Source organism: Adhaeribacter swui (assembly GCF_014217805.1).
GTDB lineage: Bacteria > Bacteroidota > Bacteroidia > Cytophagales > Hymenobacteraceae > Adhaeribacter > Adhaeribacter swui.
Map to the genome: position 1 here is coordinate 4,958,758 of NZ_CP055156.1, position 15,661 is coordinate 4,974,418.

Annotated in this window: 14 protein-coding genes; 10 read left to right on the forward strand and 4 right to left on the reverse strand. The window is 35.5% G+C overall.

Annotated features, from left to right (window positions below; all coding sequences use genetic code 11):
• Positions 1-17 precede the first annotated feature (17 nt).
• The 9 genes from HUW51_RS20520 (at position 18) to HUW51_RS20560 (ending at position 10,210) form a co-directional block, all read left to right on the forward strand.
• Complete coding sequence (locus HUW51_RS20520; RefSeq protein ID WP_185271482.1) at positions 18-1,013, forward strand: glycosyltransferase family 2 protein; 996 nt, start codon at positions 18-20, stop codon at positions 1,011-1,013.
• Entirely contained in the window at positions 1,010-2,047 is a 1,038-nt protein-coding gene (locus HUW51_RS20525; RefSeq protein WP_185271483.1) for a glycosyltransferase family 2 protein, read from the forward strand. Before HUW51_RS20520 ends, HUW51_RS20525 begins: the two co-directional genes overlap by 4 nt.
• 42 nt (positions 2,048-2,089) lie before the next feature.
• Positions 2,090-3,421: an O-antigen ligase family protein gene (locus HUW51_RS20530; RefSeq protein WP_185271484.1), complete on the forward strand. Its 1,332-nt coding sequence runs from the start codon at positions 2,090-2,092 to the stop codon at positions 3,419-3,421.
• A 256-nt stretch (positions 3,422-3,677) separates the two neighbouring features.
• Entirely contained in the window at positions 3,678-4,523 is an 846-nt protein-coding gene (locus HUW51_RS20535) for a glycosyltransferase family 4 protein (protein WP_185271485.1), read from the forward strand.
• 229 nt (positions 4,524-4,752) lie between these two features.
• On the forward strand, positions 4,753-5,808 hold the full coding sequence (locus tag HUW51_RS20540) for an O-antigen ligase family protein (protein ID WP_185271486.1): 1,056 nt from the start codon (positions 4,753-4,755) through the stop codon (positions 5,806-5,808).
• A gap of 25 nt (positions 5,809-5,833) precedes the next feature.
• Positions 5,834-6,643 carry an FkbM family methyltransferase gene (locus tag HUW51_RS20545; protein ID WP_185271487.1) on the forward strand — a complete coding sequence of 270 codons (810 nt, stop codon included), beginning with the start codon at positions 5,834-5,836 and terminating at the stop codon, positions 6,641-6,643.
• Between the two features lie 87 nt (positions 6,644-6,730).
• Positions 6,731-7,432: a class I SAM-dependent methyltransferase gene (locus HUW51_RS20550; RefSeq protein ID WP_185271488.1), complete on the forward strand. Its 702-nt coding sequence runs from the start codon at positions 6,731-6,733 to the stop codon at positions 7,430-7,432.
• A 181-nt stretch (positions 7,433-7,613) separates the two neighbouring features.
• On the forward strand, positions 7,614-8,756 hold the full coding sequence (locus HUW51_RS20555; RefSeq protein ID WP_228466789.1) for a glycosyltransferase: 1,143 nt from the start codon (positions 7,614-7,616) through the stop codon (positions 8,754-8,756).
• Between the two features lie 71 nt (positions 8,757-8,827).
• The gene (locus HUW51_RS20560) at positions 8,828-10,210 is read left to right on the forward strand and encodes an undecaprenyl-phosphate glucose phosphotransferase (protein WP_185271489.1); all 1,383 of its coding nucleotides are present in this window, start codon (positions 8,828-8,830) and stop codon (positions 10,208-10,210) included.
• A 67-nt stretch (positions 10,211-10,277) separates the two neighbouring features.
• Here the strand turns inward: HUW51_RS20560 and HUW51_RS20565 are convergent, their stop codons facing one another.
• The gene (locus tag HUW51_RS20565; RefSeq protein ID WP_185271490.1) at positions 10,278-11,264 is read right to left on the reverse strand and encodes a pyruvate dehydrogenase complex E1 component subunit beta; all 987 of its coding nucleotides are present in this window, start codon (positions 11,262-11,264) and stop codon (positions 10,278-10,280) included.
• A 556-nt stretch (positions 11,265-11,820) separates the two neighbouring features.
• Here HUW51_RS20565 and HUW51_RS20570 point away from each other — a divergent pair.
• Positions 11,821-12,039, forward strand: a complete 219-nt coding sequence (locus tag HUW51_RS20570; RefSeq protein ID WP_106926151.1) for a PspC domain-containing protein — start codon at positions 11,821-11,823, stop codon at positions 12,037-12,039.
• Positions 12,040-12,081: 42 nt separating this feature from the next.
• On the opposite strand, the gene HUW51_RS20575 is transcribed toward HUW51_RS20570, so the two are convergent.
• The 3 genes from HUW51_RS20575 to HUW51_RS20585 all read right to left on the reverse strand — a co-directional run bounded on the left by HUW51_RS20575 (position 12,082) and on the right by HUW51_RS20585 (position 15,563).
• The gene (locus HUW51_RS20575; RefSeq protein ID WP_228466791.1) at positions 12,082-13,119 is read right to left on the reverse strand and encodes a glycosyltransferase family 2 protein; all 1,038 of its coding nucleotides are present in this window, start codon (positions 13,117-13,119) and stop codon (positions 12,082-12,084) included.
• Positions 13,109-13,444, reverse strand: coding sequence for a YbaB/EbfC family nucleoid-associated protein (locus HUW51_RS20580; RefSeq protein ID WP_185271491.1), 336 nt, complete (start codon positions 13,442-13,444; stop codon positions 13,109-13,111). The genes HUW51_RS20575 and HUW51_RS20580 overlap by 11 nt, the downstream gene beginning before the upstream one ends.
• Positions 13,445-13,559: 115 nt before the next feature.
• A complete protein-coding gene (locus tag HUW51_RS20585; protein ID WP_185271492.1) occupies positions 13,560-15,563 on the reverse strand; it encodes a PAS domain-containing protein in 2,004 nt (667 codons plus the stop codon).
• Positions 15,564-15,661 lie beyond the last annotated feature (98 nt).

The window sequence follows — 15,661 nt, forward strand, 5'->3', positions numbered from 1 at the left end:
TTCTGTATTTTAGATAAATGGATTTGTTTTCTATGCCAACTATTTCAATAATTATTCCTTGCTTTAATTATGGTAAATTTATATCTAAAACCTTAGATTGCCTTTTAGAGCAAACTTTTACTGATTGGGAATGTATTATTGTGGACGATGGATCAACGGACAATTCTTCCGCTGTTATAAAAAGCTATGGCGAGAATGATCATAGATTTCGATACCTTTATCAGACTAATAAAGGTCTTTCTTCTGCTCGCAATTCCGGTATTTTAGAAAGCAAAGGCATTTACATACAACTACTTGATGCTGATGATCTTATAGAAATTTGTAAACTTGAAGTTCATAATAAATTTCTGAATGATAATCCGGAAGTAGATATTGTTTACAGTTCTGTTCGCTATTTTCGAACAGATTTTCCTCAAGAAAGGCTGTACTCAATGAATAGAATCAATAAATATTGGATGCCGAATGTATCGGGTTCCGGTAAAGAAGTAATTAATCATTTAATTGAAAATAATATTTTTGCTTCCAACTGTCCTTTAATCAGGAAATCTGTGTTTAGTAAGGCAGGTTATTTTAACGAATCATATAAGTTTTTAGAAGATTGGGAATTTTGGTTAAGATGCGCTTTAAATAACCTAAATTTTCAATATGTAGACTTCCCAAAATCTTTGGCCTTAGTCCGTGTTCATAGCACCAGTATGAGTAAAAGTATTTGGTCTATGCGGTATGTAGAATATGAAATGAAATTAAATTTAAAAAAACAGGTTCATGACAAGGAAATAGAAGAAACTATTGATGCGCAATTAATAAAATTAAAAAAAATATTAATTTCAATTGCTTTGTATGACCTTTTTTTAGGTAAAGGTTCTTCATTTAAGGATAAAATAAAAATTGTAACCGAAGAATCCTCCTTTATGGGGGCTGTTTATCATATTTTTAAAAATAAGTATTTCCCGGTTATTGATTTAGGTAAGATATTATTTTATGGTAAACAGTTAATTAAGTCTTCAAAATGACATCGAAGGTTTCAGTAGTATTAGTAAATTATAATGGTTGGAAAGATACTATTGAATGTCTGGAAAGTTTACTTAAGGTAAATTATAGTAACTTTAATATTATTGTTGTAGATAATAAATCTACCAATGATTCTTTAGAAAAATTAATTAATTGGGCTAAAGGAGAAATTGAAGTTAAAGTATCCGATGATAATGCTTTAAGTAGTTTGATTCTTCCCTTAGTTTCTAAGCCAGTACAACTTAAAATCCTGGATGATTCATCTACTGAAAAAAACATAGCTGATTTTAAAATTATTATATTAAAATCAGCAGTAAACTTAGGATTTGCGGGAGGTAATAACCTAGGAATAAAGTTAGCTTTGGCTAACAACGCTGATTTTATTTGGTTGTTAAATAATGATACTGTAGTTCCGAATGATTCGATTGATGTTTTGGTAACAAAATTTAACTTTTTAAGCGCAAGTAATAGATCATTAGGGATGTTAGGGTCAAAACTATTGTACTATCATAAGCCCAAAACTATTCAGGCAATTATGGGAGAATATAATCCCTTAACTGGTAATTCCCGCCACATCGGCATGAATGAAGAAGACAAAGATCAATACGACCATTTTACTCCCGCTCAAAGCCATTATGTAGTTGGCGCCTCCATGTTTTTGCCGAAGACCTTTATAAAAGAAGTTGGTTTAATGGCCGAAGATTATTTCCTTTACTATGAAGAAGTAGACTGGTTAATCCGAGGCAGAGAAAAAGGTTTTACTATTGCTTTGTGTCCTCAGTCTGTAGTCTATCATAAAGAAGGCGCATCCATTGGTAGTAATAATACCGCTATAAACAACAAAAGTGAATTATCTGATTATTATAGCATCACTAACAAATTAAAAATTACCAAACGGTATTACTCCAAGTATTTACCTTTTGTTTACTTGAGCTACTTTCCTATTATTTTAAACCGGATAAAACGTAAACAATTTAAACGCATTCCTTTAATTACCAGGATTTTTATTAAATCTATTTTCTCTAATCAGAATTAACAATTATTTCTTTAGAAGCTCAGCTTTAACGTATAAAACTAGGTGATTATTAGAATAAAAAAAATTAAAAATTTAAAAATTAAAACCAAATACCGGGCAGGGTTAACTATACAGAAGAGTGAAGGTTTATTGCTTTTATTTTCTATTTACTGTTTTTTGTGTTTTCAGATAACTGAATTAAAAGTAGCCAATATAAAATTTAATGAATTAATATCGTTATTAGTATTGCCTTATTTTCTTATAAAAGCAAAATCTATTAATCGTTATTTGCTTTATTTTTTGACTTACTTTGCTATTTTATTACTGCTTACTTTTATTAAAAACTTAACACAAGAATTTTATTTAGATTACAAAAGTTTAAGCATTTTAAGATGGCCTTATTTTATAAGTCTATCGCGGTTTATAGAATATCTTTCTTGTTTTACGTTTGCTTTAATTACTTATAAATCTTATAACTACTTTAAAGCAAAAGGTTATACTAAAAAATACATCACCGAAAAATTGCTTTGGGTTAACGCTTATTTCTCGTTAATACTTATTGTTTTTTATATACTTTATTATTTAGGAATTTTGTCGTATCATAATGCGACTATAATTTATGATGCAGCCCCTTATTTGCCTGAACCCATACTTAGATTAAGGGCCTATTTTATAGAAGGCGGCCCATTGGGTTTATTCTACGCTTTTTTATTTTGCATAACAAGCATCGTTAATAAGAGAGCTTATTTTCTAAAATCCGTTTTTATTCTGGTAATTATATTGGCTAAATCAAAGGCGGGAATTATTGCGGTGGTAGGCTGGCTTTTTTACATTATATATTTGAAATTTAGATCTAAATCTATTACCAAGTATATTATTTTTTTAATAATTGTTCCGGTATTTTTAGCCACTGCCGTTAAAGTGGCAGATAACTACGTCGAAACTTACCAGCAAACGGCGGTATTGTTAAAAGATAGGGCAGACGATAATAATTTTGTAATGGGCAGAACAGCAGCTTTTTATATTGTGCCCAACATGATTTATTATAACCCGGTTTTCGGAATAGGATTAGGCAATTATTCCTTAGTCAGAAACGATCCGCGGTACTTAGATATACTTCCGCCAGTAAACGATTGGGATTTACCGGGTTTAGGCGGGTTGATTACTTTGTTAGTAGAAAATGGAATAATTGGGTTAAGTTTATTCTTAGCAATTGTATTCCTTATTCATAGAAAATACGCTAAATATTCGCTGTTAGCTGACAGAAGCATTGTCTTATTTTTGCTAATTTGTTGCTTGGGCGTGCAATTGTATTTTTTATACATTTGGTTTTTAATTGGCTTTGCTATAACAAGCCCCGACGATCTTTCTCAAAATCTACATGTCAAAGCCTGATAAACCTCTGTTCGTAATTGATGCCCGTTTAATAAATACCTCTGGTATAGGAACCGTTTGTCAGAATACCATCCCTTATATTTTAAAACAATACAGCATCATATTGTTAGGTAATGAGCCCGAATTAAAAAGTTTTGATTGGTCGTTGGAGTGCAAGATTATTCCTTTTGAAGCAGACATATATAGTATAGGCGAACAACTTAAATTGGTAAACAAAGTGCCGCCATGCGATTACTTTCTTTCGCCCCATTACAATGTGCCGCTTTTACCTATTAAAGCTGATAAACGCATTGTTATTATTCACGATGTAAATCATATTGCGTTAAGTAATACCTTAAGTTTAATCAAAAGAATATACGCGCAATTTGTTATTTATTCTGCTTTACAATTATCAGATAAGATCATTACTGTTTCCGAATTTTCTAAAAAAGAAATACAAAAATATTTTCCGGCTTTTACCCGGCATATTTACACCATACCACTAGGTGTAGATAAAAATCAATTTCATTTGTTTTCAGAAATGGAACAAAATAGAATACTTATAAAATATAACTTACCCGATTATTATATTTTGTATGTAGGTAATGTAAAGCCGCACAAGAATTTGCAAGTTTTAATCAAAGCTTTTGCTTTGTTAAAAAAAGAAGAAAAATTTAAAAATTATAAACTGGTAATAGTTGGTAAAAAAGAAGGGTTTATTACGGGAGATAATAACATAAGTAACCTGATTGATGCATTACATATTTTTCCTGATATAATATTTACAGGGTTTGTGGCGCAGCCTGATTTGCCTATATTATATGCCCAAGCTAAACTGTTTGTTTTTCCATCCTTGTACGAAGGATTTGGCTTACCTCCCCTCGAAGCAATGGCTTGCGGTTGCCCGGTTATAGCTGCTAATGCAGCAAGTTTACCTGAAATTTACAAAGATGCTGCTTTATTTTTTAACCCTGATGATGCCTTGGAATTAAATAATACAATGATGAAATTACTTTACAATGTAGAACTGCGCCAACATATGATAGAGAAAGGTTTACAACTAGCCGCAGAACACAACTGGGATAAAACCGCTGAAACACTGTTAAACATTATAAATTTGTAATGCTGTGATAGCGTCGTTAGAATATTACAAACAAAATTACAAAAACATCTATTTTGTTAATCTTCTGTTAATTGCAGCGCTATTACCTTTTACCAATTACTTTTCCGTTCAATTCACCAATATTGCTCTTATTTTACTTTTTATATCTTGGTTGTTTTTATACAGCAAAGAAGGTTTAAAGGAGCTAAAATTTAAAAAAGTTATTATTCTTTTTCTGGCGGTTTACCTATTGTGTTTTTTAAATTTTTTAAAAGGCGGCGATTTTTCGGTAGTAGAGAAAGTTCTGGTAAAAAGAATCCCTTTGTTAATTTTCCCGCTGGTTATTGGTTTATCTCCAAAAATTCAAAGGAAAAATTTAAATGCGGTACTAATTACGTTTGTAATAAGCACCATAGCCGCTTCTGTAGTTACTTACTTTAGAGGTGTTTCTAGTTTTGTAATAACGCCAGAAGCACTAACAGATCTAGCATTTAAAGTTATTATTCATAGGCCTTATTTTGGTTTATTTTGTGCGTTCGGCATTCTGGCACTTTTATTTTTATTACATAAGAAAATTAACATTTTTTTAAATTTATTAATAATAGTAAGCGCCGCTTATTTGCTGTTTTTTATTGTATTTATTTACGCTAAAATGGCCCTGGTAGGACTTTTTGTTACAGCCGCCTTTTTAGTTTTACTAGCATTGATTTACCGTAAATATTATACATACTTAATGATACTGGTAGTAACTTGTATAGTTAGTTTTGTGATGTTGTATCACGTAAATGCTAAAGTACAAAGGTATACGCAATCAGCGATTATTAATACCCAAAACATCATTCAGGGTAAAGGATTTTCTTATGAAAAGTATAATATTTTAATTGTTGGGAGCATTAATGTTAGGTACATTAATTGGGGTTGTGCCTTTACAATTTTAAAAGCCAACTACCAATGGGTTTCTGGGGTAGGGGCCGGAAATGCGCAAAAAAATTTACAAAACTGCTACAAAGACCGAAATACCTGGGTTTATGACAACAGAATGAATGCTCATAACCAATTTATTCAGGAAACGCTTTATACCGGTATATTCGGATTGCTGTTATTCTTAAGTAGCCTTCTGGTGCCTGGGGTAATGGCTTATAAAAAAAACAACTTTCTTTTTATAGCTTTTATTTTAATATTTATCTTCTGTTCTTTAACCGAAAATATACTGGAAAGGCAAATTGGTATATTTTTCTATGCATTTTTTAATTCTCTTTTATTTTTTAATTCCGGACAAAGAGATAGTACTAATATAGTGAGCTAATATTGATAGGAAAAAGGCTAATATTATGAATAGAAGAATTGCCTTAGCAAAACATTGGTTTTTCACTAACAAAAATGGAATTTCTTTAACTGAACTATTAACTAAGGTTTTTGAAAAAACCTGTGACCTAAAAGCTAAACCCTATATTAAAAATATCACCAAAGAAGGAGAATATTATAAGGTAGAACTAAAAAATGTTGATGGAATCCTTTACTATCCAGCTACAATCGCATTAAGATCTTTATACCAGGTTATTACTGAAAGTACAGATAAAGAACAATGGCATTATTATGAAATACCAGAAACACTCATTAGTCCGACTGATGTAGTAGTTGATTGTGGGGCAGCGGAAGGACTGTTTAGTTTTTTGGTGGCAAAAAGATGTTTTAAAGTTTATGCAATAGAGCCGCTGCCTGCCTTTGTTGCTTCTATGAGGTTATCTTTTACTCATTTGAATAATGTAGAAATCTTCCAAATTGCGCTTTCTGATCATCCAGGAACTGCTTTTATTGACAATAATGATATTTCTTCGTCGCTTAATAAAACTGGAAATGTGCCAGTTTCCGTGCAAACAATTGACAACTTATTTTATCATAAAGGCATTATAATTAATTATTTAAAAGCAGATTTAGAAGGATATGAGCTGGATATGCTTAGAGGAGCTACTAACACCATTAAACAATGTAAACCAAAAGTAGCTATAACTACTTACCACAATGCCACACATGCATCAGAAATCCAAAAATTCTTATTAAACATTCATCCTAATTATCATATAAAATTTAAGGGAATTGAGGAAAGGGCCGGCGCACCCGTTATGTTGCATGCTTGGTAATATACTATTTAAGTATTTAATTTTAAAAAGCAAATAAATCATTGAAATTTAAAAAATCTAATTTCTAAGGAAACTTAACCAGAAGTAATGATTGATAAACAACTTAATTACGGTAGGCATTTAATTAAAAAATTTATATCACAAGCTGAAAGTAATACCTCCATTTTGGATATTGGTGCCGGGCGAGGGCAAGACTTACTCTTCGCAAGAGAAATAAACAATAAAACCGAATTATACGCGGTAGAAAACTATCCTCCGTATATTAAAAATTTACAAGATAATGCGATAACGGTCTATAACTTAGATATAGAACGCGATAAGCTGCCTTTCGATAACGAGTCCTTAGATATAATCATTGTAAATCAAGTTTTAGAACACGTGAAAGATGTTTTCTGGATATTACATGAAATAACCCGGGTGCTGAAAAAAGGCGGTCATTTAATTGTAGGGCTGCCAAATTTAGCTTCTTTTCATAACCGGCTTTTATTGTTATTGGGGGAACAACCTACAATTATCCAGAACAATACTGCGCACGTACGTGGCTACACTAAATCAGATTTTAAAAAATTGCTGGATTCGGGTTTCGATAGTGGGTATTCTCTCGCCCATTTTGGAGGCAGTAATTTCTATCCTTTTCCAAGTTTAATTGCTAAACCTTTAGCACACCTGCTCCCTTCTATGGCCTGGGGTATTTTTATGGATTGGAAAAAAGAACGCCCTTACCTGGATAATGGTTTTTTAAAATATCCGGTTGAAAAACAGCTAGAAACCAGATTTTACTTAGGTTAACCAATTGATTTTTCTTTGAACATCAAATTAAAAAACGGCTAAATCTAAGCGCCGTTCTGGTATTTGCTCCCAGGTGCTATTCCGAAATAAAATAAACCAGTTCTAGATTTAAAAAACACAAAGCATTTGTAAAGCAATACTTTATGCTAAAACAAATACTACTTAAAAACTTATTGCTAGGATGAAAATTGCCATTGTGCATGATGATTTAATGCGACGGGGTGGGGCAGAACAAGTAGCTCGTTGTTTCCATGATGCTTTTCCGGAGGCGCCTATTTATACGCTGGCTTACCAACCCGATCAAACGTATCCCGATTTTAAAAATAGTGTAGTTATTACTTCCTGGTTTCAGAAGCTGGCAGCCGACGAGAATAAAATGAAGAAATTATTTTTTCCGTTGGGTTTAATGGCCATGCGCCAGTTAGATGCAACTGCTTACGATGTAATTTTAATGTCTTCTACGTATTGCGCCAAATACGTTAAAGTAGCTCCGGGCGCCTTAGTTATTAATTATTGCCATCAACCTTTTAGGCTTGCCTGGTACCCGGAGTCATATGCGGAGTTTGTGCAGGCTAAAGGATTAAAAAAATTAGTTTTACGTTCTGTTATTGCCGCACTGCAACACTATGATTTTAAAGCTGCTCAGCGCACGAATTACTTTATTGCCAATACCCAAGAAACCAGCGAAAAGATAAAAGATAAATACAAGGCACAAGGAGAAATTGAAGTAATATACCCTCCCGTAAATAGTAAACAGTTTTACGTGTCTGCGGGGCAGAAGAATTACTATTTAATGGTTACCAGGTTAGAATATTACAAGCGGGTTGATCTGGCCATTGATGCTTTTAACCAAACAGGCTTACCACTGCTAATTGTAGGCACTGGCACCAAAGAAAGCGAGCTTAAAAGTAAGGCTAAAAATAACATTATTTTTAAAAGTGGCTTATCTGGGTCGAAGTTAAGCCAGCTTTATGCAGAATGCCGGGCGTTTATTTTTCCGCAGCACGAAGATTTCGGGATAACCCCACTGGAAGCTAACGCTTCGGGCCGACCGGTTATAGCCTACGGAGCCGGTGGGGTACTAAACACCATGATTCCCCTGCAAGATACTATTGAAAAAAGTACGGCTATTTTCTTTCAAGAGCAAAAAGTAGAAGCACTGCTGCAAGCGATTAAGCAAATGGAAGAAATTTATTTAGAATTTAATTCCGATTTTATCCGAAAAAATGCCTTAAGGTTTGATGAAAGTGCTTTTATTCAGGCGATCCAAAATTTTGTTAACCTAAAATACCAAACTCATTTTAAAAATTTCATTTCTTGCTAAACCAAATCATTTCTTATACTAATCTATAATTTTAATAGATTTGCCTCGCAAATAAGCGGTGCGTAACATTAATGGCAGGTCAGAACGAAAAGTACATTAAAGTAATAAATTCTTTAGGAGATTTAATTTTACTTAACTTAGCCGCTCTGGCTGGCTATTTAAGCCGGTTTAAAGGTTTCGATAATTTTGTAGAATCTCAGTTTTTAAGCCTTTTACTTTACTGCAATCTCGCCTGGATTACCTCAGCTTCTATTCTAAATTCCTATAACATTAAGCGGGTAACCCGCATTACTTCTATTGTAAGTAATTTAATAAAACAGGTAATTTTATACATCCTGTTGGTAGAAGCCTCTTTAAACATTACCAAGCCTTATTTCTTTTCCCGCGAATTTCTTACCTACTCCTATATTTATCTTACCATATTAATGGTTTGCTGGCGGGTAGGTTTAACTTATTTGCTTAAATACCATCGCATTAAAGGAGGAAATTATAAAAAAGTGGTTATTGCGGGTTTTGGCAGAGCCTCTAACCAATTACGTAAATACTTTGAATCCAGACCCGATACGGGTTACCGGTTTTACGGGTATTTTGATGATAACGCAAAGAACTCGAGCAAGTTTTTAGGCAGAATTGAAGAACTGGAAGATTACGTGCAGCGCCATGCCATCGATGAGATTTATTGTTCGGCTTACGAACTTACCAGTAACCAGGTAACTAAAATTATAGATTTTGCCGAAGATAATTTAATCCGGTTAAAGTTTATTCCGGAGGCCAATTTAATCCAGTCGCGCAAATTAGAAGTTGATTTTTATGATCTGATCCCGATCATGAATCTCCGGCCCATTCCCCTGGATGATTCGTTTAACATGGTGGTAAAAAGAGCTTTTGATATTGTTTTCTCCTTACTGATAATCGTATTTATTCTTTCTTGGTTAATTCCGCTGATTGGTTTATTAATAAAGTTAGATTCTAAAGGCCCTATTCTTTTTAAGCAATTAAGAAATGGCCGCGATAATGAACCTTTTGTTTGCTATAAATTTAGAAGCATGCGGGTAAACGAAGAAGCCGACACCAAACAAGCTACTAAAGATGATAACCGGGTTACGAACCTGGGTAAATTTTTAAGAAGATCTAATTTAGATGAGTTGCCCCAATTTTTTAATGTTTTATTGGGCGATATGTCGGTGGTAGGCCCCAGGCCACACCCGGTAAAATTAAACGAAAACTACCGCCGGTTAATTGGTCGCTATATGGCGCGGCATTTAATTAAACCCGGGGTAACCGGTTTAGCCCAGGTAAAAGGCTACCGTGGAGAAACCTCGGAGCCGCACCAGATGAAAAACCGCATTAAAATTGATTTGTTCTACATCGAGAACTGGACTTTTTTGCTGGATATAAAAATTATCATGCTTACCATTTACAACATGTTTAAGGGCGAGGAAAACGCATTTTAATTTTATACCAAATAAAAAAGCCGAAATTTTAAAATTTCGGCTTTTTTAAAAAATCTATTTTTCTAAACTAAGAAACTTTCCGGTACATAACCGATTGCACGGCTTTAACGGTACGCTCGATATTAGGCAAAGACGCTTCGATAAGGGTAGGCGCATAAGGCAAAGGCACATCGCGGCAAGTAACCCGTTTAACCGGTGCATCCAGGTAATCAAAGGCATTGTGCTGCACGTTAAAAGCAATTTCAGAAGAAATAGAGGCCAATGGCCAGGCTTCTTCAATTACTACTAACCGATTGGTTTTTTTAACCGACTCAGTAATAGTTTTATAATCGATTGGGCGAACCGTACGTAAATCAATTACCTCGGCCGAAATATTTTCTTTTTGCAGTTCTTCGGCTGCAGCCAAAACTACTTTCATCATTTTACCGAAAGATACCAAAGTTACGTCGGTACCGGGGCGTTTTACGTCGGCTACGCCAATAGGAATAATATATTCTTCTTCAGGAACTTCGCCTTTATCGCCGTACATCTGCTCCGATTCCATAAAAATAACCGGATCTTCGTCGCGGATGGCAGATTTTAAAAGTCCTTTGGCATCGGCGGGGTTGCTTGGTACCACTACTTTTAAACCAGGGCAGTTAGCGTACCAGTTTTCAAAATTTTGCGAGTGCTGCGACGACAACATACCAGCGCTACCGGTTGGTCCGCGGAAAACAATCGGCACCCGGTACTGGCCACCTGACATCGACATCATTTTGGCCGCTGAATTTATAACCTGGTCAATAGCTACCAACGAGAAGTTAAAAGTCATAAATTCCACGATTGGCCGTAAGCCGTTCATGGCAGCTCCAATACCAATACCCGCAAAGCCTAACTCGGCAATAGGAGTATCAATAATGCGTTCCGGCCCAAATTCATCCAGCATGCCTTGACTTACTTTATAGGCACCATTGTATTCGGCTACTTCTTCCCCCATTAAAAAAATACTGGGATCTCGTCGCATTTCTTCGGACATGGCTTCCCGTAAAGCCTCTCTAAACTGAATTGTTCGCATTTATAATTTGATTTATACCAGCTATGAAAGCGTAAAATTTAAAAAATAATTTAGAAGCCAGATTAAGTTTAAAACTAAACTATTTTATGACTTGGATTTTTAACTACCAAAACTACATATTTTCTGATATACTTTCAGTATCCGGATTGATTTTTTGTGGAAGTGTAATATAATTAGTTCATTCTATTTAAATTTTGTTAGTTTCCTGCAACAGTTAAAAGCAGCATAATACTTTATTCTAATTATTTTATTACCACCTTAGAGTTTAACCTGTAAGTATTATTTGTATTATATTTTAAGGCGCTACCAACAAATTTTTTAAAATTTTAAAAAAGCACAATAACTTAAAAATGATACGCTTAAACTAAAACGCAACCTTGTTTAGCACGCTTAGTAAAAACAAAGTAGTAATGCCTCTGCGTTAAAAAATGTTTACGAAATTTTACGCGGCATAACTAAAATAATTAACTATAAAGTAGCGTATAAAGTATAATTGTTTTGAGAGTAAAAATTTAACAGCGGCAATTTCTAAAACAATAAAAATTTTTAGTAGCTCATGAAACGATTACAATATTTTATCGAATCGCAGGCATTTGGCGTTTGTACCGCTTTGGGCGAAAAATTAGGTTTTGCTACCAGCAGTATCCGAATGTCGTTTATTTATTTATCGTTCCTTACTTTTGGCTCACCCGTACTTATTTATTTAATGCTGGCCTTTTGGTTAAATATTCAAAAATGTCTGCGCCGGCAAAAAAGCACCGTCTGGGATTTTTAAATTTTTAAAAATCTGCGGGTAAACTTGTTGTTGTACTTATTTTTAAAATTTATTCTTTTCTAATTCCGGATAACTTCTTTTTTGCCGCACAAAGTAATCCCACACAATACTGCCTTTATAATAGCCCGATAAGTTTTTTGCTTTTGTTTGTTTTTGTTCCGCTCTTTTCTGTTGCCAATATTTCCGATTTTGCCAAACAGCCCAGTGCGCTTTCAGTACTGCCCTAAAATCGGCGGGTTGGCCGCCCAGCAAAAATTTAAGAGCGGCAATCCAATCCAGGAGCAACCGCGCCATCAGAATCAGATAAAAATTAGAAGAACCTAAATTTTTATACAACAAGGCCAGGCCATTCCTGAAATTTAAAAACGTTTTACGCGGATTAGTGGCGGGCAAAGTGCCGCCCCCCACATGAAACACCGTGCTTTGTCCGCAATACATAACTTGGTAGCCAATGTTTTGTAAGCGCCAGCACAAATCTATTTCTTCCATGTGGGCAAAAAAAGCGGTTTCTAATCCGTCGGTTTGCTGATAGGCCGTGGCACGTACAAACAAGCAAGCCCCGCTGGCCCAAAAAACCGGAACTACATCGTTGTATTGATTATGGTCTTCTTCTAAAGTTTGAAATAAGCGGCCCCGGCAAAACGGATAGCCGTAGCGATCGAGTAAACCGCCGCCGGCTCCGGCGTATTCAAAAAAGGTAGGCTGGTAGTAAGATTTTATTTTGGGTTGACAAGCCGCAATAGCAGGTTGAGCTTCCATTAAACTAATAACAGGAGTAACCCAACCCGAGGTAACTTCAACATCGGAGTTTAGAAGAACGTAATAATCGACTTTTATTTGCCGGAGCGCTTCGTTATAGCCCGCGCAAAAACCCAGATTTTGCGGGTGCACAATCAACTTAATCTCCGGGAAATGTTCTTTTAAAAATAGTAATGAATTATCAGTAGATTGGTTATCAACTACGTAAATAGCACAACCATCAGAATACTTAATTACCGAAGGCAGGAACTGGGCTAAGAACTTTTGGCCATTCCAGTTTAAAATAACAATAGCAACAGTAGGAACCGGCTTATAATCCAAGGCTGCTTAAATCTAATCCGGGTATGTTGGGTAATAAGCCTTCGGTTTGGCGTTTCATTTCGTCGCGGGCTTTATCGCTGGCTTCGTCCATGGCTTTGTTTACCGCTGCCACTATTAAATCCGAAAGCATTTCTTTATCGTCCTGGTTTAATAACGACGAATCGATTTCGAGGGAAATAAGTTTGCGTAAACCATTGGCTTTAGCTTTAACCATGCCAGCGCCCGATTCGGCGGTTACGGTAATAAACTGAAGATTATCCTGGGCTTCTTTCATTTTGGCCTGAACCTCTTTCATCTTGCCCATCATCGAAAACATATCAAACATAGCGCGGGTAATATTTTAAATTTTTAAAAATATTTTAAATCAAAGGTACAAAATTAAGCAATATAAGTCAGGAGCCCGTTCAAGTAAACAGCTGAAGTATTCCCGTATACTGTGGTTAATTGTTCATTGGTGGATGAATATCAATCCGGTCGCCTAACATTAAGCGCATGTTAGAATAACGGGTGCTGCTGTCTTCAATTTCGTTGGTTTTATCTACTATTTCCCTAATTATTAAGTCCAGGTCGTTGGTAACTACGTTTAGGTTGGCCAACACTTCCAGGTTAAACGGATCAGTTAAATCTTTGTAATTAAAAGCATTGATAAGCCCTAAAATATTGGCAACTGGCACCCGCACTTTATGCGACTGAATCCAGGCTATTTCTTTTAATTTGTCGTTTTGCTCCTGAATTTTAATCTGGTGCAGTTTATTTTCGGTAATATCCCGCGAAAAACAGCCGGTTCCAATAATATTACCATCGCGGTCTTTAATCGGATTAAAGCTGATCTGGTAATACTTGACTTCGTTGCTGGTGGTAAACTCTTTATCATCTACCGTAAATACTTCGCCGTTAAAGGCCCGTTGGTAAAAATCGATCCATTTATTTATTAATCCGGAGGCAAGTTCCGGGTACAAAACCCTGTCGCCTGGTTGAGGTCGTACTCCTGTGTTATTAAAAGTTTGATCCAGAAAAGGCTGATTTGCGGTAATTAGGCGGTAATTTCTATCCACCGACCATATCATTACGCTTGGATTGTTAATCAGGGCATTTAAGTTTTGGGCATCTTCAAAAGCTTTTTCCTGAGCCATTTTTTCGCGGGTAATATCGTGGAAAAAAACCGCCAGGCCATCGTGCGTAGGATAGGCAACAACCTGGAACCAAGCCTGAGCACCGGAATAATATTCTTCGAAGTGTACTTTTACCTGATCGTGCATGGCCTTCTGCAATTCGCTAAAAAATTGCAGCGAAACCCAATCCGGAAATTGCCCCCACAACGAATTTCCTAAAATGTTTTCTCGTTTACTGTGTAATAAATGCTCAAATTCTGTATTTACGTAAGTAAAATCCCAATTTTTATCTACGGCAAAAAATCCATCGGTGATACTTTCCAGAATATCATTAATGCGCTGCGTGTATTCAATTATTTTGGATTGCGATTCTATTTCTTCGGTTACATCGCGGCCCATGCCCTGAAGTTCGGTAATCTTATTATTATCGGCTTTAATGGCTACAAATTCCCATTCTACCATTATGGTTTTGGTTTGTTTAGCCAGCATCGGCACCATTATAGGAATAACTTTTCCCGGCTTCTGCAAACACTGCGTAATTAAATCCTGAATATTTTCTTTGTCCTGGTGACGTATGTGTTGCGTAAATAGCTGGCCATCCAGACTTTCGGTTTGGTAATCCAGCTCTTTCCGGAAAGCTTGATTAACAAAGGTATATTCTCCTTGGGTGTTAATGCGGATAAGAAACGTTGTTTGCGAGTTAATGAGCGAGCGTAAATAGCGTTCTTTTTTAGCCAACCGGTTGGTTAAAACCCGGTTTTCCTGTTCGGCCTGAATAATGGGCGTGATATCAAAAGCCATTACCAGCCGGCACGGGCGGCCATTGTATTCGGTTGCGTTGGAATATATGCGAACGTAAAAAAGCGCTCCATCTTTTTTTTGATGGCACCAGATACCGCTTTTGGAATAAGCAGGAATATCTTCTTGCAAACGGTTTTCCAGGGCGGGCAAGCTGGTAACCGGACGAATTTGCTTAATTGTCATCTGCAATAATTCTTCGCGGGTATAGCCATATTCTACAATCATGGCCTGGTTAACTGCCACAAAGCGCAACGATTCTTTATCATAAACCCACATCGGGTTCGGGTTGTCATCAAACATGCGCCGGAACTGCTGGTCATTCTTTTGTTTTCCGGCAAAAACACGATGAAGAAAAACGTAAAAAATTAGGGTTGTTACAATAACAAAAAAGTAACCTTTCCATCTTTCTACCCAAAAAATTTGTTCGGTTGGTAAATTTTGCAACTTGCTAATTTCCTGAAGAGACCAGCCGCTGATTGTTATCCAACTCAAACCTATCAGTAAATAAATCAGTGCTATTCTTTTTGCCATAACGGAAGCCTTTAAAACGATGTGGGAATGCTACTGCTTTATGGGGATTTTTTAAAATAAATGAAATTATTAGCTTTTTAAAAGCTGTAAAGCAGATA

Coding starts and splice junctions, on each gene's coding strand:
- HUW51_RS20550 (WP_185271488.1), top strand. CDS start 6,731: ATGATTGATAAACAACTTAATTACGGTAGGCATTTAATTAAAAAATTT.
- HUW51_RS20585 (WP_185271492.1), bottom strand. CDS start 15,563: ATGGCAAAAAGAATAGCACTGATTTATTTACTGATAGGTTTGAGTTGG.
- HUW51_RS20570 (WP_106926151.1), top strand. CDS start 11,821: ATGAAACGATTACAATATTTTATCGAATCGCAGGCATTTGGCGTTTGT.
- HUW51_RS20520 (WP_185271482.1), top strand. CDS start 18: ATGGATTTGTTTTCTATGCCAACTATTTCAATAATTATTCCTTGCTTT.
- HUW51_RS20525 (WP_185271483.1), top strand. CDS start 1,010: ATGACATCGAAGGTTTCAGTAGTATTAGTAAATTATAATGGTTGGAAA.
- HUW51_RS20545 (WP_185271487.1), top strand. CDS start 5,834: ATGAATAGAAGAATTGCCTTAGCAAAACATTGGTTTTTCACTAACAAA.
- HUW51_RS20580 (WP_185271491.1), bottom strand. CDS start 13,444: ATGTTTGATATGTTTTCGATGATGGGCAAGATGAAAGAGGTTCAGGCC.
- HUW51_RS20565 (WP_185271490.1), bottom strand. CDS start 11,264: ATGCGAACAATTCAGTTTAGAGAGGCTTTACGGGAAGCCATGTCCGAA.
- HUW51_RS20555 (WP_228466789.1), top strand. CDS start 7,614: ATGAAAATTGCCATTGTGCATGATGATTTAATGCGACGGGGTGGGGCA.
- HUW51_RS20560 (WP_185271489.1), top strand. CDS start 8,828: ATGGCAGGTCAGAACGAAAAGTACATTAAAGTAATAAATTCTTTAGGA.